The sequence below is a fragment of the Sphingorhabdus sp. Alg231-15 genome, assembly GCF_900149705.1.
GTDB lineage: Bacteria > Pseudomonadota > Alphaproteobacteria > Sphingomonadales > Sphingomonadaceae > Parasphingorhabdus.
The window spans coordinates 380,151-403,735 of the sequence record NZ_LT703001.1; the positions used below are offsets into that span (position 1 = coordinate 380,151).

Below are 23,585 nucleotides of genomic sequence, written 5' to 3' on the forward strand. Positions count from 1 at the left end.
ACTCCATGATCCTGCAGGATGAAGCTGCGACCACCACTCTCGGAAGTCAGATTGCGGATGTTTTGCGCGCAGGCGATAAGGTCGCATTGTCCGGAACTCTTGGAGCTGGCAAAACTACGTTGGCAAGAGGCATATTGCGCGGTCTGGGGTTTACGCAGGATGTGCCCAGTCCAACATTTGCGATTGTCCAGCATTATGAACAGCCAGAAGTCCGGTTACCACTGGCACATGTTGACTTTTATCGGATCGAGGAACCCGACGAAATTCAGGAACTCGGTCTGGATGATATTCTGATCGACGGTGCCATGGTTGCCGAATGGCCGGATCGGATCCCTGACAGTTTCTGGCGTGATGCTTTGCAAATTTCTCTCGATATAGAATCTGATAACATTCGCCGGTTGACTTGGGTCGCTGGCCCCGCTTGGAAAGACAGATGGCCAATAACATGACACCGCCGGCAGCGGCGCAGGAATTCTTGAAAGAAAAAGGGTGGGGTGGTGCCGAGATATTACCAGTCGCCGGTGATGCATCATTCCGCCGCTATTTTCGCGTTATCACGCCCGATCGCAAAGCGATCTTAATGGATGCCCCGCCGCCACATGAAGATCCTCGGCCATTTATCAATATAGCCCGCCATCTCAAGGCTCAGAATTTCGCGGCGCCAGAGATATACGGTGAAGACCTTTCCCATGGCCTGGTGCTACTAGAAGATTTTGGGGACCAAAGGATGCGGGAACATCTTGATCACCATCCCGAGGATGAAGAACGGATTTACCGCCAGACCATCGATCTGATTAAAGCATTACATCAGGAGCCAGCTGCCGATGTGCCGGCATATGATTGGGATCAGTATCTCAGGGAAGTGAACTTGCTTCCGGAATGGTACTGCCCGGCACAATCTTTGAACGTCAATCAGCCTGCTTTTGTTGATGCATGGCGACATGTGCTGGAATCGGTACTTGCCGCGCAAACATCACCAGTGACGGTTCTGCGCGACTATCATGCTGAAAATATCATGCTGCTTGATGATCATCGGTTGGGTTTGCTCGATTTCCAGGATGCTCTTGCTGGTCATGCAGCTTATGATCTGGTTTCGATGCTACAGGACGCACGGCGGGATGTTTCGGATGATCTAGAGGAAACTATGCTGCAATATTATCTCGACGATCAATCAACAGATCAGGCACAAGCATTTCGCAGCCACTATGCCATTCTGGGAGCACAGCGAAATACCAAGATAATCGGTATTTTTACGCGCCTCTATAAGCGCGATGGCAAAGCGCGCTATCTCGATTTTTTACCCCGGATGTGGCGGTTGCTGGAAAAGGATTTGGCGCATCCAGATCTTGCCTCGGTTTCTGAATGGTTCGACGATAATGTTCCCGTTGAGGTCCGCAGCCGGCCGATTACTTCGGTGTCGGCATGAGCAAAGTTGAAACGGCAATGGTCATGGCTGCCGGTCTTGGCAAGCGAATGCGACCGCTGACCGCGACAAGGCCCAAACCGTTGATCAAGGTGGCAGGTAAGCCGATGATCGATCATTGTCTCGATAAACTTTGGGAAGCGGGCGTAATGAAAGTGGTGGTCAATGCACACTATCTGCCTGATGCGTTGGAAGCGCACCTTGGTTCGGTGAACTATCCGTTCGATATCCGCATTTCCGATGAACGTGAGCAGTTGATGGAAACTGGTGGTGGCATGGTACAGGCCGCACCTTTGATTGATGAGGATGTATTTTTTGCTCTGAACAGCGACAATCTCTGGACTGACGGTCCGACCAATAACTTGCAACGTCTGGAACAGCGTTGGAATGATGATGAGATGGATGCACTTTTGCTGCTGGTGCCGCAAACGTCAGCGCATAATTACAAAGGGGCAGGGGACTTCAATGTTGATGACCTTGGCCGAGTTTCGCGGCGTCTGCCTGACCGGCAAGCACCTTTTATCTACACCGGTATCCAGTTGCTTTCAAAGCGCTTGCTACGCGATGCGCCAGGGGGACCATTCTCAACCAATATATTATGGTCCCGAGCGATAGAGGAGGGTCGGCTATTTGGATTGGTTCATGAAGGCAGTTGGTTCGAAGTCGGGTCACCGGATGCCATCGCCCCAACCGAGGCGGCGCTGGCGCGTGTGTAGAGCTGCATGAGCAAGCGGCTCCAGCCCGCGATATATAATATTGCCGCTCATGGCGGCTTTGCCGATGCTCTTGCGCAAGGGCTGATTGATCGTTTTGCCAAGGATCCGCTCGGTTTGGCGTCCGGTCTTGTCATTTTGCCGAACAATCGGGCGCGTCGTGCGGTTCATGATGCGTTTGTGCGGCTGAGTGAAGACGGACTGCTGCTTCCGCAAATGGCAGTAATCGGGGATTTGGAACTGGACGAATCGATTGGCGTGGCCCTGGATAGTGGAGAGCTTTCGTTGGACATTCCTCCTGCCATCGATCCGCTAGATCGCCTGTTAATGTTGGCCCGCATGATCGAAACGGAAAGTGCGGCAAGACGCCAACCCATGCTGTCGAAAGAAGCGTTGCGGTTGGCCCGTGCATTCGCTCTGACACTGGACCAGCTCACTATCGAGGAAATCGGGCTCAAAGATCTATTTGAGATTGACGTAGAGCCCGAACTTTCCGGACATTGGCAGAACTCGCTCTCGTTTTTCCGTGTAATCGCAGAGAAATGGCAAACCAGGCTGTCTGAATTAGGCGCTGTAGATGAGGCGGCTCGCCGAAATGCGCTATTCGATCAAAGCGTGAAGGTCTGGAAATCTGAACCACCACCGCATTTTGTTGTTGCTGCCGGCATCACCACTTCCGCTCCGGCTATAGCACGTTTTTTGCGAGCTATTGCATTTCTCCCTACGGGTATGGTTGTCCTGCCGGATCTTGATCTGGTCATGGCTGATGAAGAGTGGGAGATGCTGGGACCGTTTAAACCTGACGCGGAAACTGGTCATGTCAAACGGGCACAGGAGACTCATCCGCAATATCACATGAAATTGCTGCTTGAGCGTATGTCGATTGCTCGCGGAGAAATCATGCGCTGGCCACGGACCGGGATAAGCGGCGCCGCCGCCAAGCGCAGCCGCGCCTTAAGCAACGCTTTTGCCATTCCGAAGCTTACGTCGAGATGGCAATCGCTTGGAGCGGATCAACGGAGTCTGGCTGGTGTGCAGACCGTCGAAGCGCGCAATAGTGCCGAAGAAGCCCAGATTGTCGCTCTATTGGCACGTGAGGCTTTGGAAATGCCGGAACGCCGCGTCGCAATCATCACACCAGACCGTGCGCTGGCGGGCCGTATATCCGCGCATCTACAACGATGGATGATAAATGCGGACGATACCGCGGGGCAGCCGCTTTCTAAAAAACCGGAAGGCATATTCTTTCTTGCGCTTTTGTCTGCCACAACAGACGGCTTCCCTCCGGCGGAGTTTCTGTCGTTGCTGAAACATCCTCTGGTTCGCGCGGGCGATGATCGATTGGAATGGCTAAACAATGTTCGCAAGCTGGACCTTTTGATGCGCGGGCCACGTCCAGCTCCCGGATTAGCTGGTATTGACGGATTGTTTCACAGCAATGACCGCCGAACCCAAGCGCTTAGAAATCAATTGTTGCCGTGGTGGGAAGGCGTGCGTGAGGTCTTCACTCCGGCTGCCATTGCACTTGGTGGAACGATGAGCTGGGCCGCCATGCTGGATGAAATACGGCAACTGGCCGAACGTTTGACTAATGGACAAGTCTGGGCCGGTCCTGCTGGCAGGCAATTGGCAGATTTCCTGTCCGACATGGAGGAGCGTGCCGGACTTGGTCCAGTGAAAATTCAGCCACAAGAAATTGCCGGCTATTTCGAGACATATCTTTCAGATATCCCGGTTCGTCCACCTTATGGTGGTCACCCCCGGATTGCCCTTTACGGCCTGTTGGAAGCACGATTGCAGCAAGCTGATCTGGTTATTTGTTGCGGCCTCAACGAAGGCAGCTGGCCACAAGCGATCACACCGGATCCGTGGCTTGCTCCAATGGTTCGAAAATCCTTGGGATTGCCGGCGCAGGAACGGCAAATAGGCCTTTCAGCTCATGATCTGGTCGGTGCCATGGGAGGACAAAATGTTGTTCTCACGCGAGCGCAGCGCGATGGATCAGGTCCGGCAATCGCCTCTCGGTTCCTGTTGCGTCTCAAAGCCATGTGCGGGGAAAGCCTGAAAGAGCACACCACCGCACAAGACTGGGCGAGCCGGATAGATAAACCCGAAGCTTCGCTCCGGATTGGGCAACCCGCGCCTGCGCCGACGGTGGATCAACGCAAAGTTAAACTGTCGGTGACGAATGTTGATCGTTTGATTGCAGACCCTTTCGCCTTTTATGCTGCGAAGATTATGGGTTTGGGATCACTTGACATGATCGACGCAGAACCAAGCGCTGCATGGCGAGGCACGATCATTCATGACATTCTGGATCGCTGGGCAAAAGAGGACGAATATGATCCCGATGCCCTGAAAAAACGAGCCCTGGCCTTCCTCAATGAACGCTCCTCCCACCCGCTCATGCGGACACTATGGGCGCCGCGGTTGATGGAAGGACTGTTGTGGGTTTCTGACACGGTGGCACAGCAGCGTACTGACGGACGAACACCTCTAAAATCAGAGCAGATAGGCAGTGTAACTGTCGCTGGTATAGACCTATTTGGCATAGCCGACCGGATCGATAGAATGCCTGATGGTGGCCTTGCTATCGTTGATTATAAAACCGGTGGTCCGCCTTCCAATAAATCTGTGAAAGAGGGCTTTTCATTACAACTCGGACTGCTTGGTGCGATCGCTGAAAAAGGTGATTTCGGAGGCTTGTCGGGTAAAGCAACCGGATTTGAATATTGGTCGCTTGCTAAGCAAGGCGGCAAGGATCGCTTTGGTTATATCGCAACTCCTACCAATCCCCGCAGCCCAGACAGGGTCGACGCGAATGAAATGGTGGATCATGCAGTCACTGAAGTCACCAAGGCGGTGAACAGCTACATTTTGGGCAAAGAACCGATGACCGCGAAACTGCACCCTGAATATGCGCCTTATGCGGATTACGACCAATTGATGCGGCTCGAAGAATGGTACGGCCGTGCGGACATACCAGACGATGCGAGCGAACATGAGTGAAACGCCCACTCTTTTTCCGCTCGCTGACAAGCAGAGTGATGCGGTACAGCCAGATGATAATATCTGGCTGAGCGCATCCGCTGGAACTGGCAAGACCCAGGTGCTCACGGCGCGAGTGTTCCGCCTTTTGCTGCGGGAGAATGTCGATCCCGAGCATATTCTATGCCTGACCTTTACCAAAGCAGGCGCAGCGGAAATGGCGAATCGCATCCACCGGCAACTGGCCAGCTGGGTGAGATTGGACGATGCCAAATTGGCCGCTGACCTGTCGGCAATCGGTGCGCCAGTGGGACCGGAAACGCGGGAGTACGCCCGGACATTATTCGCTCGCGTTCTAGATGCACGGGGCGGGGGATTGCGGATCATGACGATCCACAGCTTCTGTCAGGCCTTACTTGCGAGTTTTCCTGAAGAAGCTGATATCCCGGCATTGCTGAAGCCGATTGAAGAGCGGGACCAGAAAATATTGGCACGTCAGGCCTTAGGCGACCTGTTGTTGGACGAGGAAGCATCAGAAAATGTTGAAATAATCCAGGCAATACAATCTCTCAGTGTTCGCATGGGCGAAGAGGACACGGAAAAATACCTCATGGCATGCGCATCTAAGGCTGAGGCGATGGACCAGCTTCCGAATGCTGTTTTGCCGTTTGTTCGCGGGTTGGTCGATCTACCAAGAGATATGGATGCGCGAGACTGGCTGGAGCAGAATTGCAGCGACAACGCATTTGATCTGGCGAATTTACAGGATATGGCGGAAGCGCTTGAAGCCTGGGGAACCAAAACAGCGCATGCACATATAGCCCAGATACGAAGCTGGCTGGCGCTGGACAACGCTGAACGAGCGGCCCAGTTACCCGAACTGCATAAGATATGGGCAAAAGCGAACGGCGATTGGCGCTCGGTGCCCAAGGGACTGCATAAGGTCGCACCGCAATATGAAACATTGAGCGTCGATCTTTATGATCATTGCCGCCAGTTGATCGAAACCAAGGCATTATTTGATTATGCAGACTTGTTTGCTGGCGCTCTGAATGCAGGCCGGGCATTTTATCATCGCTATGCAGAGGCCAAGAAATTGCAAGGGGTTGTTGATTTTGATGATATGATTCGAATGACCGCCAAACTGCTCAATCAAGGCAATATGGCTGAGTGGATTCGTTACAAATTGGATCAGCGCACCGATCACATATTGGTCGATGAGGCGCAGGATACCAATTTGGCGCAGTGGGACATCGTCCGGGCACTGGCTGGTGAGTTTTTCGCAGGCATGGGCGCAAGCGCCGACAAAATTCGGACATTGTTCACGGTCGGTGACTTCAAACAGGCGATTTTCGGTTTTCAGGGGACAAGCCCGCATAACTATGTGAAGGCGCGCGACGATTTTTTCGCCCGCGCTGAAGCATCGGATCGAACATTCAGCGATCTTTCCCTGGACAGAAGCTTTCGTTCTACACCGCCGGTATTGGAGGTTGTCGATGAAGTCCTGAATCATGTTGGCGCACAGGAGCTGGGGCTTGATAAAGCTATCCCGCGACATCAAAGTCATTATGCTGGAGAAACAGGCAGCGTGACACTCTGGAAGCCGGTTGCTCATGGCGCGATTGGCAATATCGATGATGATGAAAACTGGTTGAGCGATGAAAAACGAGTTTTTGCTCAAAGACTTGCGATTCAGATTAAAGAGTGGCTCTCGCCCGAAACCGCACTCTGGCTAAATCATGAAAATCGGCCGCTGGAGCCCAAAGACGTAATGATTCTGGTTAGCAAGCGGGATGATCTCAGTGCCTTGATCGTTGCGCGTTTGTTTGCAGAAAATGTGCCAGTGGCGGGCATTGATCGGATCAGGTTAAACCAACCGTTGGTGGTGCAGGATATGCTTGCTGCCATCCGTTTCGTGCTACAACCAAATGACGATCTTAACCTTGCCTCTCTATTGGTGTCACCGCTTTTGGGTTGGACGCAGGAGGATCTGCTTGAGCGTGGTTATCGTGGCGATGCGCACAGGGAAAAAAGCCTCTGGGACTACTTACGATCACAGGATGCCGCTGAAGATCGATTAGCACCTTTACGCGCATTACTCTCAATGGCGGATTTCAATACGCCTTATCAATTTTTGGAAACGATTGCTTCAGGACCGATGGATGGGCGCAAGAAACTGACCTCGCGTTTAAGCCACGCAGCGCTCGATCCACTCGAAGAACTACTCAATACCGCACTTGCCTTTGAGCAGGACCATATCCCTACATTGCAGGCATTTCTGGATTGGTTTGATCGCGGCGATGTTGAAATTAAACGTGATCAGTTGGAGGGCGGTAACGAAGTCCGATTGATGACCGTGCATGGGGCAAAAGGATTGCAAGCGCCGTTGGTTATCCTCGCAAATGCAACTTTTGATCCTGCCAACAAAAGAAGCGGAGGGTTCGATATACCGGATCCAATACGCCCCGATGACCAATTGGAATACCCGGTGGTGCCGATCCGTAAAGCCGAACGGATCGGCCTGCTGGATGCTTATGCGACCGTAGCCGATGCGCGAGACATGCAGGAACATTGGCGGTTGCTCTATGTCGCGATGACCCGGGCCGAAGAGCATTTGGTGGTAGCGGGGACGTTGGGGCCGAAAGCACGCGGTGAAGTGCCTGAAACCAGCTGGTATGCAGCTGTCGAGCAGGGGATGGCAGGACTTCAAACAGAATGGGATGACTCTGCGCGTTGGATTTCCGAACGGACTTACGGCGGCCCTGAAGCTTTGAAGCAACAAGTAGTCCGAGAAAGACATATTCAGAAGACAACTGGCGAAGGATTCGAACCATTACCGGAATGGATCTGTGCGCCTGCGCCTAAGGAAGCTCGTCCCCCGCGACCGCTGACGCCTTCCGATCTCGGCCCCGATGACGCTGCTAATCCGCCGCCCACCAAAACTATGCGTATTGCAACTGAGCGTGGTAAGTTGCTGCATAGTCTGTTTGAGCGCTTGCCTGATATTGCCGTCGAGAAACGCGCGACTGTTGCAAATCGTTGGCTCGAGAAACAGAAGCAGATTACTGATGCGGCCTATCGAAAAGAACTGGTCGATATTGTTCTGTCGGTACTGGACAATCCGGCATGGTCTTCGCTTTTCGGTCCCGAAAGTCTGGCCGAAGCACCTATTGCTGCGGTTGTTGATCAGCATGTTGTTTCGGGGACTGTAGACCGACTTTTGATAACGGAAGAGAATATTACTGTCGTGGATTTCAAAACCGGTCGTTTGGTGCCGCAAGACAGCTCAGATGTCCCGCTTTCATATCTACGCCAGATGTCTGCCTATGTTACCGCGCTGCGGAAGATATTTCCCGACCGACCGATCAAAGCTGCATTGCTGTATACGCACGGACCATATTTGCTGGAGCTTTCCGACGATATTATCGATCAGCACAGGCCAGACCTTATTACCCCGTAACAAGACCAGCTTTTCGCGCCCATGAAAATCCTTTTCGGGCAGAGACTTGAGCAATGGATCGCGCAGGCCTAGATTGTATTTAAACCAGCAAAGGAGATTCCCTATGGCTACCAAAGCAATTACCGACGAGAGTTTTGAACAAGATGTCCTGAAAGCCGACGGCCCCGTGCTTGTCGACTTCTGGGCAGAATGGTGTGGCCCCTGTAAGATGATCGGCCCTGCGCTGGAGGAAATCAGCGATGAATTGGGCGAGCAGGTCACCATTGCCAAGCTCAACATTGATGACAGTCCGGATGCGCCTGGCAAATACGGTGTACGCGGCATTCCGACGATGATCCTGTTCAACAATGGTGAGCCGGTGGAAACCAAAGTTGGTGCGGCGCCCAAAAGCCAGCTGAAATCTTGGTTGGAAGAAAGTCTGCCAGCTTAACTGCTGAGAACATCCCCCAGAAGCTCGGCGGCCTCATCCCACAATTGCGGTGATGAGGCCCCGAGCAACCCGGTTTTGCGGTCGGCAGGCCGGTAAGCGTCGCCATTCCAGCGCGCCGCCTTGCCGCCCGCTTCATTGAGAAATAATATGCCTGCGGCATGATCCCAGGGCAGGCTGCGTTCAAAGGTGGAGATGTGATTGGTGCCTAGAGCCAATCGCGGATATTGCTCTGCTGCACAGCGCGGAATATCAACAATCTTATAATGATCCTCAGCCGCGAGAAGAAGCATGTCGCGTTGCTCTGACGTCATGAAGCCAGTCGCTAGCGCAGCCACTGGTTTTCCATCCAGATTGCCTGACACAGTCAGCTGTTGACCATTGATAAAGGCACCTTGCCCTTTTGCCGCATAGCATAGCCGATCCGCCAGAGGATCGTAAAGCCAACCAGCAACGGTTTCGTTTTCCTGCGACAGTGCGACAATCATACCGAAAGGCGGCTTTCCTGCAGCAAAATTGCCGGTCCCATCGATAGGATCGATAATCCAGGTCTGATTATCGCCGAGATGATCCATGACTGAAGGATCAGCAGCGCTGGCTTCCTCCCCGACAACGGCGGCATCGGGGAGAAGCGCACCCAACTTCTCACTAAGCATTTCCTCGCTGAGTTTGTCGGCTATGGTCACCAGATCACCAGGCGATTTTTCCTCAATGTCGGCGGCTTTGAGGTTTTGATAATGTGGGAGTACGACTTTTTTCGCCACATCTTTCAGGATATTCTGCACCGAGAGCTTGAGGCTGGAATAGTTCATGCAGGAGTCAATATCTGGCCCAGACGTGGGAAATGCACGTGCAATGCGCCGGTTTGCTCATCCTCTCGTTTGATGATTATCTCTCTATCATTGAGGCCCACCAATGTCCCGCTGACGGCAGCAGGATCAGGCGTCTCGGTTCTCACGGAAACATTGTCACCGGCTGAAAAACCGGATGCCGTATCCACTGAACCGCTGCTCACTGGCTCTGATGCCTTGGCATAGCCAATCGCCTGCTGCCCGGTCCATTCTTCAAAACTGCCATAGCCAATGCCGTCAATACGGTCATACCAGGCAGCGACATCAGCGCCAAAGTCCGATGGTTTTTTACCGGCAAAGCTGGCGAAACGGATGTTCATGTATAGCATCAGGTCCGCATGACCGGCACTGTCGCCGCTGATATAGTTTCGCCCATCGGCCAGGGTTTCCGCGACCAAAGCCGCTCCTGCTTCAAATTGCCCGGTCAGATGGGGCACCATCGGCAGAAATTTCTGCCGATCCATGCCGAAGCGTTTTGCGCGGTCTTCCCAAAATTCGTCGCTGACAATGTCAGGGTTGGTGCCGAGAGCGACCCCTACTGCTGGCATGAACCACAGGCCGCCTGACCATAAAGCAATGATCCGACCGGCGAAGCCCAAAGGCTTTGGATAGAGGCTTGGCTCAGGCTTAAGGGCTTGCAGCGCATCGACAATGACAGCCGTGTCGCAATAGATTTCTGATCCGATTTGTAGCACTGGTATGCGTTCATATCCGCCGGTCAGAGCGCTCAGGTCGGGTTTGGGGCAAATGTCAGGTTGCTGAACCGACTTCCAGTCAATGCCCTTCAAACCGAGAGCGAGCCGCATCGCCTGTCCGAAGGGAGAGTTTTCGTAGTGATGCAAGATGATTTCGGTCATTTTAGCTCCTGTAATCGGCGTTTATCGAGATATATCCATGGGTCAGGTCACAGGTCCAGACAGTGGCCTTCCCGTCACCGATCCCAATATCAACGCTGATGTCAATTACATCGCCTTTCAGGTGCTCGGTAACCGGTGTTTCGTCATAATCGGGAACAACCAGGCCGTCGCGCGCAACCGTGATGCCGCCAAAGCCGATGGAGAGCTTGTCGCGATCTGCGGGTTCACCGGCTTTGCCAACCGCCATAACCACGCGGCCCCAGTTTGCATCTTCTCCGGCAATAGCGGTTTTAACGAGTGGAGAATTGGCCACGGAGAGGGCAATATGTTTGGCGCTTTCATCACTTTGCGCGCCCGTCACCGCAATTTCGATAAACTTGCTTGCGCCTTCCCCGTCGCGGACAACAAGATGTGCCAATTGCATGCACAAATCGCTTAACGCCGCTTGAAACGCGTCAGCGCCGGCATCATCAAATGAAGTTAGGGCAGGGATGTCACGCTGTCCTGTAGCAAAGGCCAAAACAGTGTCACTGGTCGATGTATCGCTGTCGACCGTGATGCAGTTGAAGCTTTTTGCAGTCGCCGCATCAAGCATTTCCTGCAGCAGATCAGAATCCACGGTCGCATCGGTGAAAATATAGCCCAGCATCGTCGCCATATCCGGCGCAATCATGCCGGACCCTTTGACGATACCATTGAGATGAACGGTTTTCCCGCCGATAATCGCACTAGTGGTCGCCATCTTGGGAAAGGTGTCGGTCGTCATGATCGTGGCCGCAGCCTCTTGCCAGCTGCAAGGCTCGACTGTGAAAGCCGCGTCTAGACCCGCTTCGGCCCGGTCTTTTGGCAAAGGTTCACCGATCACACCGGTGGAGGAAACAAATATCTCTTGCTCTGTGCAGCCGAGATGATCGCTGGTGAGGGACAATATCCGTTGCACCGCCTCCATGCCGCGCGCGCCAGTAAAAGCATTTGCATTGCCAGCATTAACGACCAAAGCTCTTGCCTTGCCGCCGGGCAAGGCTTTGCGGCACCATTCCACCTCTGTGGACGGACATTTGCTCTGGGTTAGCACGCCGGCGACGGATGTACTTTCGGTCAATTCGATATAAGTAAGGTCACAGCGGTCCCATTGCTTATATTGGGCGCGAGCGATGCGGCAGGTGACGCCGGAAATGTCCGGAAGCTCTGGGATGTCTGCGGGGGCAAGAGGCGATATAGTTTCTGACACTTAACTTGCCTTTATCTATTGGTTTGCTAAAGCGAAGATCTTCTCACAGGGCTTATTGATGAACGTCTATATTGCAAGTTTTATGTTGCTGCTTTTCAATGCAGTTGGCGTTAATCCGCCGGCTGCTGCTATGGCAACTGAGACCGCTGGCAATGAGGTCACGTCTGAAGCCGAAGCAACTACACCATCAGACTGGGGTAAAGTTGCCCAAACCTTCATCCAAAGTGAGGCACCCTTTGCAATTCGCTTGCAAAGCGGACGCGATATTGCATCTATCTGGTCCGTATTGCCGGTCCAATTCACGATCGGCGACAAGCTGGAGCATGAAGAAGGCGCGCCTTAGCTGTACGCCCGGACAATCACGTACGTTGATTTGTTCCAATTCATCCCTAAATGCAGACAAGACTGGGCGCTAAATACGTCCAATATCTAAAGAAATATCGGAAATCATCATGATCGGCGGCTTTGCCAAATCCCTATTCGGGTCTTCTAACGACCGTTACGTCAAATCCATCATGAAAGTGGTTGATAAGATCAACGCTTTCGAACCAGAAATTGAACCGCTTAGCGATGAAGAACTGGCGGCTAAAACGCCGTATTTCCGGGAACGGGTAGCCAATGGCGAAACACTCGACGATATTTTACCAGAGGCATTTGCAGTCGTCCGTGAAGCAGCAAAAAGAACCTTGGGCCAACGCCATTATGACGTTCAAATGGTCGGCGGTATCGTATTGCACCGGGGCGAAATCTCCGAAATGCGGACGGGTGAAGGTAAAACGCTTGTCGCCACGCTGGCTTGTTATCTCAACGCCATAGAAGGCAAAGGCGTCCATGTTGTTACCGTGAACGACTATCTTGCTCGCCGCGATGGCGAATGGATGAGCCAGGTTTATAACTTTCTTGGCATGAGTGTAGGGACAATCATTCCGAATATCGGTGAAGAGCAGCGGCGCGAAGCCTATGCCGCCGATATCACCTACGGCACCAACAACGAATTTGGTTTCGACTATCTTCGCGATAATATGAAACATGATCGTGGTCAGATGGTGCAACGGCCTTTCAACTTTGCAATTGTCGATGAAGTCGATTCAATCCTGATCGACGAAGCGCGGACACCGCTGATTATCTCGGGTCCGACGGACGATAAATCAGACCTCTACATCTCGGTGAACGAGATTGTTCAGCATATCGACGAAGAGGATTACGAAAAGGACGAGAAAAGTCGCAATATCTCCCTGACGGAAGAGGGAACAGAGAAAGCAGAACGTTTGCTTGAAGAAGCCGGATTGCTTGAGGGTGACAACCTCTATGATTATGAAAATACGCAGGTTGTTCATCACCTTAACCAGGCCTTGATGGCCAACGTCATGCGCAAGCGTGACACGGACTATATCGTCAAAGATGGCAAGGTTATCATTATCGATGAGTTTACGGGACGTATGATGGATGGCCGCCGCTGGTCCAATGGTTTGCATCAGGCGGTGGAAGCCAAAGAAGGCGTTCAGATCGAACCCGAAAACCAGACGATGGCATCGATCACCTTCCAGAACTATTTTCGTATGTACCCCAAATTGTCTGGTATGACCGGCACAGCGGAGACGGAAGCGGCAGAATTTTTTGAAATCTACAAAATGAACGTTGTTACCATTCCGACCAACCGACCGATCCAGCGGATTGATGAAAATGACGAATTTTATAAGAATACGCTCGATAAATTTGCTGCGATCGCAAAAAAGATCAAAGAACATAGCGACAAGGGCCAACCGGTTCTGGTTGGTACAGTGTCGATTGAGAAATCAGAACTCCTGTCCGATTTTCTGAAGAAAGAAGATGTGACGCATAATGTTCTGAATGCCCGTTTTCATGAACAGGAAGCGCATATTGTTGCCCAAGCCGGTAGTCCGGGTGCCGTGACAATCGCGACCAATATGGCTGGCCGCGGTACGGATATCCAGCTCGGCGGAAATATTGATTTTCGTATCGAGCAGGAACTGGCCGAATTGGAAGAAGGTCCTGAACGGGATAAGGCCATTGCAAAAATTGAAGAGGAAGTCCGGGCTTTACGCGAACAGGTCCGTGCAGCGGGCGGCTTGTTTGTTCTAGGCACGGAACGGCACGAAAGCCGCCGCATTGATAACCAGCTGCGTGGCCGTTCCGGTCGGCAAGGTGATCCGGGACTCAGTCGCTTCTATCTTTGCCTGGAAGACGATTTGCTTCGGATTTTTGGCACCGAGACAATGTTTGCCAAGATGATGAATAAGAATCTGGAAGATGGCGAAGCTATCGGTGGCAAATGGCTCTCGAAGGCAATTGAAACCGCTCAGAAAAAGGTTGAAGCGCGTAATTATGAAGCGCGTAAGCAGGTCGTTGAATATGATGATGTCATGAACGACCAACGCAAGGTGATTTATGAGCAACGCTCTGAAATCATGGACGCCGAAACCGTTGGCGATGTTGTAGAAGATATGCGGCACGAGACCGCTAATGCAATCGTTGCCGACAGTTGCCCTCCTGGCAGCTATCCTGAGCAATGGGAAATAGACTTGCTCAAGAAACGCGTTGAAGAGGTGTTCGGCTTAACTCCCGATATTGATGCGTGGATGCAAGAGGATGCGGTAGAGCCAGAGATTCTGGAAACTCGCATCGCTGAGCTGGCAGACGCCGATTTCAATGCCAAAGTAGAGCAAATCGATCCTGAGATCTGGGTGCAGATCGAAAAATCGATATTGCTGGAGTCTCTTGACCATCATTGGAAAGAACATCTCGCAACCTTGGATGCACTGCGTCAGGTCGTATTTTTGCGTGCTTATGCCCAGAAAAAACCGCTGGATGAGTATAAGAAAGAGGCCTTTGGTCTGTTCGAACGCATGTTGGAAGTGATCCGCGAAAGCGTTACAAAGACAATCGCGGTCAGCCAGTTCCATCGCCAGGAAGAAATCGAAGTACCGGAATTGCCGGAGCTGCCTGACTTTCTCACCACGCATATTGATCCACTTACTGGCGAAGATGACAGTAATGATATTGATGGCGGCACATTGGGTACGGTCTCCGCGACATTACCGCCACGTCAGTCAGGCGGGGCGGTTGCAGCCGATATCAACTTTGATGGCGTAAGTAGAAATGCGCCATGTCCTTGCGGTTCGGGGCGGAAATTCAAGCATTGCCACGGTAAGTATTGATATCGTGATCACGATGCCGAGCGAGACCTGATGTGGCTCTTGGTGTCACCGGTCTAGCGCTATTGTTTCTTCTGACGGCGGCGCTTTACGCTTCTGTTGGATTTGGTGGCGGGTCAACATATATCGCGCTGCTTGCGCTTTCTGATGTCGATTATCGAGCGCTTCCAATTGTCGCATTGCTTTGCAACATCATCGTTGTTCTGGGCGGAACGCTGCGGTTTCAGGCTAGAGGTTTGATCGACTGGAAAAGAATTTGGCCCATTCTTCTCTTGTCGGTACCAGCGGCCTGGGCAGGGGGACGTTTGCCGATTGATCGTGACAGTTTTCTGATACTGCTGGGGTCTTCATTGTTGGTCGCCGGGGCATTGCTGCTGGTGGAGCCCGCGTTGCGTGATCGCAGCAATTTAGAGCGAGGTAACTGGGCAAAGCATGTAAGCTTTGCACCGGTCGTCGGTGGTGGGATCGGATTTCTGTCGGGAATGGTAGGCATCGGAGGAGGAATATTTCTCGCCCCCATATTATTGCTGACCAACTGGTCCGATGGACGGAGGATAGCCGCAACAGCCAGCCTGTTCATACTTGTCAACTCAGCTAGCGGTCTTGCTGGTCAGTTGATGAAATCGAATTGGGAGCAGGGGGTAGATGTTTTACTTGGCTTTTGGCCGCTCTATCTTGCGGTTCTCGTCGGCGGCCAGGCTGGCAGCATTCTGGCGAGCAAAGCACTGCCAGAGCTGTGGATTAAACGATTGACCGCTATATTGATCCTGTACGTAGCAATCCGCATAATCTGGCAACAATTTGCCTGAAAACGTCTTATTGTGTCAGGTGACATCGTGCATTTCTAGATTTTAGAAAATGGCTCCCCGGGACGGATTCGAACCATCGGCCAATCGATTAACAGTCGATTGCTCTACCACTGAGCTACCGGGGAATAGAAGCGATTTGCATCACAACGAGCGCGGCTATAGCAACGTCATTCGCACCCGGCAAGCCATCAAACAACAAATTGTTCCATCGCGATCCGATCATCCAGAGCATGTTCCGGATCAAACAACATGGTCAGTGTCTGATTGCGGTCAATGGAGACCGTTACATTAGCAACATCGCGAACCTCTTGCTGGTCACCAACCGCACTGACAGGCCGTTTTTCGGCATTTAGAACCTTGATGCTGATTGGCATTTTGTCTGGTAAAATGGCGCCTTTCCAGCGTCGTGGACGGAACGGACTGATAGGTGTTAGCGCCAGTAAATTAGAGCCAAGTGGCAAGATTGGGCCGTTCGCAGATAGATTATAGGCTGTCGAACCTGCCGGCGTTGCGATCAAAATTCCGTCACATACCAGTTCCTCGAGCATGATTCGGTTATTTACCTCAATTTCCAGTTTTGCGGTCTGGCGGGTTTCTCTTAGTAATGAAACTTCGTTGATCGCTGGCAACACGAAGCTGGCACCGGAAATAGTTTCGACTTCCATCTTGAGAGGACGAACCTTAAACGGACGGGCACCCTCAATCCGCCGAATCAGATCATCTTCATGCCAATTGTTCATGAGGAAACCGACCGTACCGAGATTCATCCCATAGACTGGCATAATCTTGCGCCGATTGAGCATCTGATGAAGGGTTTGCAGCATGAAACCGTCGCCGCCCAGTACAACGGCTTGATCCGCATCCTCAACCGGTACCCAGTCCATCAAAGGTTTGAGCTTGTCTCCCGCTTCTTGTGCCTGAGGAGTAGGGGACACGATCAGTGCCCATTTTATTTCGCTCATCCGCCAGTGACGTTCATATGACGCTCCAATATCTCTGCGGACCCGTCCAATTGCGCATTAAACTCATGTCGTAACGGTTTGAGCTTCAAAGCTTTCTGAAGCAACCGATCAACCGCCTCTATTCCTTCATTGCGCACGGCGGCGCGTAAATCAACATGCGCGTTGTGGCCAAGGCACATAAATATTTTACCGTCGGTAGTTAGGCGCAGACGATTACAATTATCGCAGAAATTATTGCTGAGTGGTGTGATGAGGCCAAGGCGAAGGCCAAGCGGCTCAACGGACATATAACGTGCCGGACCAGCACTTTTATGCGCTATCGAGCGTAACTCGTAATTGTCGGACAGTGGAGCGATAAACTCTTCCGCAGGGATATGTTCGAGCTTTCGATCAGCTCCTACATCGCCAAGAGGCATGGTCTCGATCACCGTTAGATCATGGCCCTGTGTCGCACAATATTCCGCCATCGGCATCAGCGATTCCTGATTAAACCCGCGCAAGGCAACCATATTGATCTTCACTTTTATACCAGCCTCTTTGGCCGCCGCTATCCCTACGAGCACCTGTTCTACCGATGCTCCTCTGGTGATTTCGGAAAACTTATCAGGATCGAGCGTATCCATGCTGACATTTATTCGGCGCACATGATGGGCAGCGAGATGGTCCGCATATTCGCTGAGGAGAGATCCATTGGTTGTAAGTGTAAGCTCTTCCAATTCGCCAGAATTCACCTTTCTTCCAAGGCGTTGAATCACGTCGCTCATATCTCGTCTGACGAGGGGTTCTCCTCCGGTCAGACGAATTTTCTTCACACCATGTCCAATAAAACGCTCTGCAATCAGGGTGATTTCTTCCAAAGTCAGCAATTCGCTCTTTGGCATGAACGTCATATTTTCAGACATGCAATATTGGCAGCGGAAATTACATCGGTCGGTGACCGAAATGCGTAGATAATCGATTTTGCGGCCAAATCCGTCGAGCATCACATTGTTCCAATTCAGAATGAACCCAAATGCTAGCGTTTTGTAAGATGGCAGGCAACGGCATATAAAGAATTTGGGGCTATGGAAAAGGATAGGGAAGTTTTGCGGCGTTATATGAAGCCGAAGATAGACAGAATAGGGGTATTGTAAATCACTCGCCGATCATCAGAACCAGGTCAAAAGGAAGCAAAGCATTTGTTTTTGCTATCTTTTCATGATCGCGACCCATTGGCTGCTGCGATTTCGGTGCAGGGATGGCGTGTGAGTTCTGCTCGGCGAAAGGATAATCTGCGGGGCCGGTTATTGTCTTCTCATGCTCTGATTGCGGTTGTTGACATGCGTGGTGCGGCGGAGAATGGCTTAACCGCCATCGCTGAGATTGCGGGCTTGGACGAAAATCGCGGGATTGCGATCCTGGCTCTAGCAGACCCATCAGTTCAGAAAAATATCGCTCACCTTTGCTATGATGCGGGGGCTACCCATTTTCTTGATATCGCCAATGAGCATGCTGATCTCCATCAAGCGATAAATTTTGCTTATCGTTATGTTGAGAATATCCGTGGTGGCAAAGAATCGACCTATTATTTCAATGGCCTGCTGGCACAAGCCGACGAGCATTGGTTCTTCTCAAAAAAGGATATCAAGGATAATTGGGTCAGTGAAAAACTGAAATTGAATTTGAACGACGCCGACTTTGATCACTATCCGGTAAGCGGCATGTATCGCAAATTGTCGGATCATGAACGCAAACGCGTCCGGGGGGCTTTGGGCCGGCTGAAGACTGGATCTGCGCAGGCAGCGGTGCCGCATATGTTGAACGGGGAAAAGGTCATTCACCACCTTCATGATTCAGGTGAACGTATACACGGTCGAATTGAGAGAAATACCGACAGTCCGACGGATCATAGTTGGTCAGGTCAGGATCTTCTGTCAGGGTTGCGTAACGGTTCTGCGGCTCGAAGTTGGATGCGGACTTGCCTCGAACGAGGCAACAGCCTCGGACTGATCATTCTTGGTCTCAAGAATATTGGAACGATAAACGCTGCCTATGGGCGCGCAATCGGTGATGAAGTCATGCGCCGCGTTGGCCAACGCCTGATCGCGGAAACGATAGATCATCCGCCAGATGACTGTATGGTTGCCCGATTGGATGGCCAGAATTTTGGTGTTGCGATGACCTTTGATGATTCCGCTGACGGTGGAATACAAAAGTGTGTCGACTATGCCGGGCTGCTGCTTGGTGATATTTTTGAATCGATCACGATAGAAGGCCGCGAAATCGGGTTGGTGGCGCGGGCCGGTATTGCTGTGGGCGAGGATTCAACTGATGAAAGCCTTCTGATCAGGCGTGCAACTCTTGCCCTGGCTGAAGCCATGATATCTGATGCATCGCCGATAAGGATCAGTGGTTCCTCAGAAAAAAATATACTCATGGAACATCAACTGGAAGGGGAGTTGGCCCATGCGCTGGAACGGGGCGAAATCGCTATAGCGCTCCAACCTCAGATTAAAGTGGATACCGGTCAATTGGCAGGCGCCGAGGCGTTAGCGCGCTGGAATCATCCAAAACTCGGTTTTCTAGGAGCGGCAACATTATTTTCCGTGGCTGAGCGGGCGGGGCTTATGGAATTGCTTTCAATCCATATACACAAGCTGGCTTTTGCCACGGCAGCCAAATGGCCCGACAGCCTCTCGTTTTTGAGATTGTCAGTAAATATAACCGCTGGTGATCTCGCAAACGCTGCTTTCGTGCAAAATATCATCCAGGCCATTGATGAAACCGGCTTTGAGCCAGATCGAACCACTCTTGAAATTACCGAATCTGAGCTGATTGGTGATGTAAGGAGTGCGGCGCAAAGGCTCTCAGCAATCAGAAAAAAAGGTCTGCATATTGCGATAGATGATTTCGGAACAGGCTATAGTAGCCTGAGCTATCTTAAAAACCTGCCGCTCGACTATCTGAAGATCGATAGTGGTTTAACTAGCGATATTGGCGGATCCGTCAAAGACCAGGTGGTGGTGAAGTCGATTATCGATATGGCCCGAAGTCTTGATCTTTCTGTGATTGCAGAAGGCGTTGAAACAGAAGCACAACTCGAAATGCTAGCACAACAAGGATGTGAATATTTTCAAGGCTTCTTGCGATCTGGGCCAATATCACCCGACGAATTTGAGATATTTGCTTTGAAAAGCAACTAGCCCTTGGTTTCTACGCAGATTGCTTCTGCGCTAGCTTTGACAATCCCGTGGTCAGCTGTGTGAGGCCATGAAGACGCGACTTGGGATCGCGCCAGCGCCGTTCGATAAACAGTTTATTATCCGGCCTGATCCGCGCCGTTCCTTTGAGGCGGTCAGCATAGGCAAGTAGTCCCGGAACATTGGGGAACTTGTCGTTGTGAAAGCTCACCAACGCACCGCGAGGTCCCATTTCAATCTTGGCGATATGGGCTTTCACGCAGTTCAGTTTGATTTCCATCAACTTGAGCAGATTGTCGGTTTCGACCGGCAATTCTCCGAAGCGGTCAATCATTTCAGCAGCAAAAGCCTGAATTTCCTGATGACTATCAAGCCCGTTCATGCGTCGATACAGGCCCATGCGGAGCGATAGATCGGGCACATAATTTTCGGGGATCAGGATTGGAGCATCCACGGTAATCTGCGGCGAGAAGCTCTCGGTTTCTGCATCCAGACCGGCACCCTTGGCTTTGGCCTCCAAAATCGCGTCTTCGAGCATCGACTGATAAAGTTCAAAGCCGACTTCCCGGATATGACCGGATTGCTCGTCGCCGAGCAAGTTGCCCGCGCCGCGAATGTCGAGATCATGGCTGGCCAACTCAAAGCCTGCACCCAGGCTGTCGAGGTCACCGAGAATTTTCAGGCGCTTTTCAGCCTTCTCGGTGATGATCCTGTCCTTTGGTGTGACCATATAGGCATAGGCCCGTGTTTTTGATCGTCCCACCCGGCCGCGAAGTTGATAAAGCTGCGCAAGACCGAACCGGTCGGCGCGATGGATGATCAATGTGTTGGCGCTTGGAATGTCGAGCCCGCTTTCGACAATGGTGGTCGCCAGCAACACATCATATTTCTTATCGTAAAAGGCGGACATACGCTCTTCGACCTGCGCCGGAGGCATCTGGCCATGGGCTACAACATAGGTGATGTCAGGCACATATTCTTTCAGAAATTCCTCAATTTCTGGCAAGTCCGCAATGCGCGGTACGACGACGAAGCTCTGTCCGCCGCGATAATGTTCCCGCATTAATGCCTCGCGCAGGGGTATCGGGTCCCAAGGCATGACATATGTGCGCACTGCCAGCCGATCGACGGGCGGTGTCTGAATAACTGACAGCTCCCGCAAACCGGTCATCGCCATTTGCAACGTTCGGGGGATCGGTGTTGCCGTTAGGGTGAGGACATGAACGTCCGATTTCATCGCCTTCAAACGTTCTTTATGTGTGACGCCGAACCTTTGTTCTTCATCTACGATGATCAGTCCAAGGCGTTGAAATTCGACAGATTTGGCTAGAAGAGCGTGGGTGCCGATAACGATATCGATATTACCATTGGCCATACCTTCTTTGGTTTTCTTCGCCTCTGCAGCCGGTACCAGTCTAGACAATCGGCCAATGTTAAGTGGGAATGGGCGAAAGCGCTCTTCAAAATTGGTGAAATGTTGCCGGGCGAGCAAAGTGGTGGGAGCGATAATTGCGACCTGCATACCGGCCATGGCTGCTGCGAAAGCGGCACGCATGGCGACTTCGGTCTTGCCAAAGCCGACATCGCCGCAAACGAGCCGGTCCATCGCCTTGCCCGATCCCATATCGCCCAGGACCTCTTCGATGGCCTGTTGTTGATCGTCTGTTTCCTGATAGGGAAAACGATCCACAAAACCGGCCATGTCCCCGGCTTCAATCTGCGCCGGTGTCGCAGGTTGTAATGCCCGCGCTGCTGCGGTTTTGAGCAATTCATGCGCAATGGCTCTTATACGCTCTTTGAGTTTGGATTTACGCCTCTGCCAGCCTTCTCCGCCCAGGCGGTCCAGCACGACTGTCTCACCGCCTTCGCCATAACGGCTGAGAACGTCGATATTTTCCACCGGTACAAATAATTTGTCGCCACCGGCATATTTCAGGGAGACGCAGTCATGCGGGCTTTCACCGACCGGGATCGAGACAATCCCTTCGTAAAGCCCAATGCCGTGCTCCAGATGAACGACCAGATCGCCTTGACTGAGTGCTGACAATTCCGCGAGGAATGCATCACCGCTTTTGCGTCTTTTGGACTTGCGGACCAAGCGGTCGCCGAAAATGTCCTGCTCGGTGAGCAAGGCCAGGCTGTCTGTGCGAAAACCCGCTGCCAGTGGCAATATGGTCAAGGCAACTGCCGCGTCCGCCGTACTGCAGGCTTCCCAGTCGTCACAGAGCATTGCCGTCTTGACGTCATGGTCTTTCAACAAGTCAAAAAGCCGGGCGCGAGAACCCTTGCTATAACTTGCCAAGACAACCGTGGTGCCAGACTTTGTGAGCGAATTCACATGTGCAGCCAAAGCCTTGTAAATATTCTCGTTACGCGCACGTTCCGGAGAGAAGTCACGTGGGGAAGATATGGATAGCGACTGAACAGTAGCGGATTCCGGCTCATCAAATTCGCTGATGATATGGATGGGACAATTGGTCTGCAGCTTTCGCCATTCTGCAGATTCAAGATAGAGCATTTCAGGCTTCAGCGGACGATAGCTCGAAAGATTGGCTTTGTCCGCTTCTTGCCGGTTCTTGTAATAGTCCTGGATGGAGGAAAACTGCGCGTCAGCCGCTGCAGTGACTGCCGCATCGCGAAAAATCAGCGAGTCGTCCGCAAAATAATCAAAGAAGCTCGCCAGATTATCTTCGATCAAAGGCAACCAATGCTCCATCCCGGAAAGCCGCCGACCCTCCGAAAGAGATTGGTATAGCGGATCACTGGTAGCCACGGCTCCAAATAGCTCCCGATAACGGGTGCGAAAGCGGGTGATGCTCTCTTCATCCAGCAAAACTTCGGATACGGGTAGCAGATCAAGCCCATCAATATTGCCAATAGTGCGCTGATCGGCGGGATCGAATTGGCGCAATGTGTCTATTTCATCACCAAAAAGATCGATACGCAGCGGCATCTCGGCGCCTGGAGGAAACAGATCAATCAGTCCGCCGCGGGCGGCAAACTCACCGCTATCCGCGACTGTATCGACCCGAACAAAGCCATTTGCATAGAGAAAAGAAATAAGCTTTTCCTGCTCAATCATCGTTCCGGGGGCCAGTCGGGTAACGAGCTCTTTTACCCGTTCAGGTGTCAAAACCCTTTGGGTGACTGCGTTGGCCGTGGTAATCACCAGCTGAGCCGTCGAAGCGGGCGCGGCTAACCGGGACAGAGCGGCAAGGCGTTCCGATGTGGTATGCAAGGCTGGTGAAGCGCGGTCATAGGGCAGGCAATCCCAAGCCGGAAATTCGATGATCTCCAGATCCGGCTGAAAGTAACGCACGGCTTCCGCCACCGCGCTCATCGCCGCATCATCGGTCGCAATGAAAACGGTTCGTTTGCCGGATTGAACGGCGATATCCGCCAGACAATAGGGACGATATCCTGCCGTTACGCCAGCAAGCGTCATTCCGTCTTCTGCGGATAATAATCTATCTAAATACGACACTTATGGAATCTATATCATTTTTTCT

General features: G+C 52.1%; 16 protein-coding genes and 1 tRNA gene. 10 read left to right on the forward strand and 7 right to left on the reverse strand.

What is annotated here, in order from left to right; genetic code table 11:
* Positions 1–5 precede the first annotated feature (5 nt).
* From tsaE to trxA, 6 genes are all read left to right on the forward strand, one after another.
* Positions 6–449 carry a tRNA (adenosine(37)-N6)-threonylcarbamoyltransferase complex ATPase subunit type 1 TsaE gene (gene tsaE, locus DG177_RS01765; protein WP_337658430.1) on the forward strand — a complete coding sequence of 148 codons (444 nt, stop codon included), beginning with the start codon at positions 6–8 and terminating at the stop codon, positions 447–449.
* Complete coding sequence (locus tag DG177_RS01770) at positions 446–1,426, forward strand: phosphotransferase (protein ID WP_108812724.1); 981 nt, start codon at positions 446–448, stop codon at positions 1,424–1,426. Before tsaE ends, DG177_RS01770 begins: the two co-directional genes overlap by 4 nt.
* Positions 1,423–2,139: a sugar phosphate nucleotidyltransferase gene (locus DG177_RS01775; protein WP_108809914.1), complete on the forward strand. Its 717-nt coding sequence runs from the start codon at positions 1,423–1,425 to the stop codon at positions 2,137–2,139. The genes DG177_RS01770 and DG177_RS01775 overlap by 4 nt, the downstream gene beginning before the upstream one ends.
* 6 nt (positions 2,140–2,145) lie before the next feature.
* The gene (gene addB, locus DG177_RS01780; protein ID WP_108809915.1) at positions 2,146–5,145 is read left to right on the forward strand and encodes a double-strand break repair protein AddB; all 3,000 of its coding nucleotides are present in this window, start codon (positions 2,146–2,148) and stop codon (positions 5,143–5,145) included.
* Complete coding sequence (gene addA, locus DG177_RS01785) at positions 5,138–8,584, forward strand: double-strand break repair helicase AddA (RefSeq protein WP_108809916.1); 3,447 nt, start codon at positions 5,138–5,140, stop codon at positions 8,582–8,584. Before addB ends, addA begins: the two co-directional genes overlap by 8 nt.
* Positions 8,585–8,687: 103 nt before the next feature.
* Positions 8,688–9,014 carry a thioredoxin TrxA gene (trxA, locus tag DG177_RS01790; RefSeq protein ID WP_108809917.1) on the forward strand — a complete coding sequence of 109 codons (327 nt, stop codon included), beginning with the start codon at positions 8,688–8,690 and terminating at the stop codon, positions 9,012–9,014.
* Here trxA and DG177_RS01795 read toward each other — a convergent pair.
* Genes DG177_RS01795 through argJ form a run of 3 tightly spaced genes read right to left on the reverse strand, consistent with a single transcriptional unit; the run spans position 9,011 to position 11,950 of the window.
* Positions 9,011–9,823, reverse strand: a complete 813-nt coding sequence (locus DG177_RS01795) for an inositol monophosphatase family protein (RefSeq protein ID WP_108809918.1) — start codon at positions 9,821–9,823, stop codon at positions 9,011–9,013. The two genes, trxA and DG177_RS01795, sit on opposite strands and share 4 nt — an antisense overlap.
* Positions 9,820–10,719, reverse strand: coding sequence for a glutathione S-transferase N-terminal domain-containing protein (locus DG177_RS01800; protein ID WP_108809919.1), 900 nt, complete (start codon positions 10,717–10,719; stop codon positions 9,820–9,822). Before DG177_RS01800 ends, DG177_RS01795 begins: the two co-directional genes overlap by 4 nt.
* A gap of 1 nt (position 10,720) precedes the next feature.
* Positions 10,721–11,950 carry a bifunctional glutamate N-acetyltransferase/amino-acid acetyltransferase ArgJ gene (gene argJ / locus DG177_RS01805; RefSeq protein ID WP_108809920.1) on the reverse strand — a complete coding sequence of 410 codons (1,230 nt, stop codon included), beginning with the start codon at positions 11,948–11,950 and terminating at the stop codon, positions 10,721–10,723.
* A gap of 58 nt (positions 11,951–12,008) precedes the next feature.
* Here argJ and DG177_RS01810 point away from each other — a divergent pair, with 58 nt between their 5' ends.
* The 3 genes from DG177_RS01810 (at position 12,009) to DG177_RS01820 (ending at position 15,935) form a co-directional block, all read left to right on the forward strand.
* Positions 12,009–12,293, forward strand: coding sequence for a hypothetical protein (locus tag DG177_RS01810; RefSeq protein WP_108809921.1), 285 nt, complete (start codon positions 12,009–12,011; stop codon positions 12,291–12,293).
* Positions 12,294–12,402: 109 nt separating this feature from the next.
* Positions 12,403–15,129, forward strand: a complete 2,727-nt coding sequence (secA, locus tag DG177_RS01815; RefSeq protein ID WP_108809922.1) for a preprotein translocase subunit SecA — start codon at positions 12,403–12,405, stop codon at positions 15,127–15,129.
* A 32-nt stretch (positions 15,130–15,161) separates the two neighbouring features.
* Positions 15,162–15,935 (forward strand): TSUP family transporter, encoded by a 774-nt coding sequence (locus DG177_RS01820; RefSeq protein ID WP_108809923.1) that lies wholly within the window; start codon positions 15,162–15,164, stop codon positions 15,933–15,935.
* 50 nt (positions 15,936–15,985) lie between these two features.
* Here DG177_RS01820 and DG177_RS01825 read toward each other — a convergent pair.
* From DG177_RS01825 to moaA, 3 genes are all read right to left on the reverse strand, one after another.
* Positions 15,986–16,060, reverse strand: a tRNA-Asn gene (locus DG177_RS01825).
* 63 nt (positions 16,061–16,123) lie between these two features.
* A complete protein-coding gene (locus DG177_RS01830; RefSeq protein ID WP_108809924.1) occupies positions 16,124–16,897 on the reverse strand; it encodes an NAD kinase in 774 nt (257 codons plus the stop codon).
* The gene (gene moaA / locus DG177_RS01835; RefSeq protein WP_108809925.1) at positions 16,894–17,880 is read right to left on the reverse strand and encodes a GTP 3',8-cyclase MoaA; all 987 of its coding nucleotides are present in this window, start codon (positions 17,878–17,880) and stop codon (positions 16,894–16,896) included. Before moaA ends, DG177_RS01830 begins: the two co-directional genes overlap by 4 nt.
* A 195-nt stretch (positions 17,881–18,075) precedes the next feature.
* Here moaA and DG177_RS01840 point away from each other — a divergent pair, with 195 nt between their 5' ends.
* Positions 18,076–20,079 carry an EAL domain-containing protein gene (locus DG177_RS01840; RefSeq protein ID WP_108809926.1) on the forward strand — a complete coding sequence of 668 codons (2,004 nt, stop codon included), beginning with the start codon at positions 18,076–18,078 and terminating at the stop codon, positions 20,077–20,079.
* Positions 20,080–20,089: 10 nt separating this feature from the next.
* On the opposite strand, the gene mfd is transcribed toward DG177_RS01840, so the two are convergent.
* A complete protein-coding gene (gene mfd, locus DG177_RS01845; RefSeq protein WP_108809927.1) occupies positions 20,090–23,560 on the reverse strand; it encodes a transcription-repair coupling factor in 3,471 nt (1,156 codons plus the stop codon).
* Positions 23,561–23,585: the final 25 nt, after the last annotated feature.

Excerpts from the sequence above, each read along its gene's own strand:
- tsaE (WP_337658430.1), top strand. The coding sequence starts at position 6 with ATGATCCTGCAGGATGAAGCTGCGACCACCACTCTCGGAAGTCAGATT.
- DG177_RS01770 (WP_108812724.1), top strand. The coding sequence starts at position 446 with ATGACACCGCCGGCAGCGGCGCAGGAATTCTTGAAAGAAAAAGGGTGG.
- DG177_RS01775 (WP_108809914.1), top strand. The coding sequence starts at position 1,423 with ATGAGCAAAGTTGAAACGGCAATGGTCATGGCTGCCGGTCTTGGCAAG.
- addB (WP_108809915.1), top strand. The coding sequence starts at position 2,146 with ATGAGCAAGCGGCTCCAGCCCGCGATATATAATATTGCCGCTCATGGC.
- addA (WP_108809916.1), top strand. The coding sequence starts at position 5,138 with ATGAGTGAAACGCCCACTCTTTTTCCGCTCGCTGACAAGCAGAGTGAT.
- trxA (WP_108809917.1), top strand. The coding sequence starts at position 8,688 with ATGGCTACCAAAGCAATTACCGACGAGAGTTTTGAACAAGATGTCCTG.
- DG177_RS01795 (WP_108809918.1), bottom strand. The coding sequence starts at position 9,823 with ATGAACTATTCCAGCCTCAAGCTCTCGGTGCAGAATATCCTGAAAGAT.
- DG177_RS01800 (WP_108809919.1), bottom strand. The coding sequence starts at position 10,719 with ATGACCGAAATCATCTTGCATCACTACGAAAACTCTCCCTTCGGACAG.
- DG177_RS01810 (WP_108809921.1), top strand. The coding sequence starts at position 12,009 with ATGAACGTCTATATTGCAAGTTTTATGTTGCTGCTTTTCAATGCAGTT.
- secA (WP_108809922.1), top strand. The coding sequence starts at position 12,403 with ATGATCGGCGGCTTTGCCAAATCCCTATTCGGGTCTTCTAACGACCGT.
- DG177_RS01830 (WP_108809924.1), bottom strand. The coding sequence starts at position 16,897 with ATGAGCGAAATAAAATGGGCACTGATCGTGTCCCCTACTCCTCAGGCA.
- moaA (WP_108809925.1), bottom strand. The coding sequence starts at position 17,880 with ATGCTCGACGGATTTGGCCGCAAAATCGATTATCTACGCATTTCGGTC.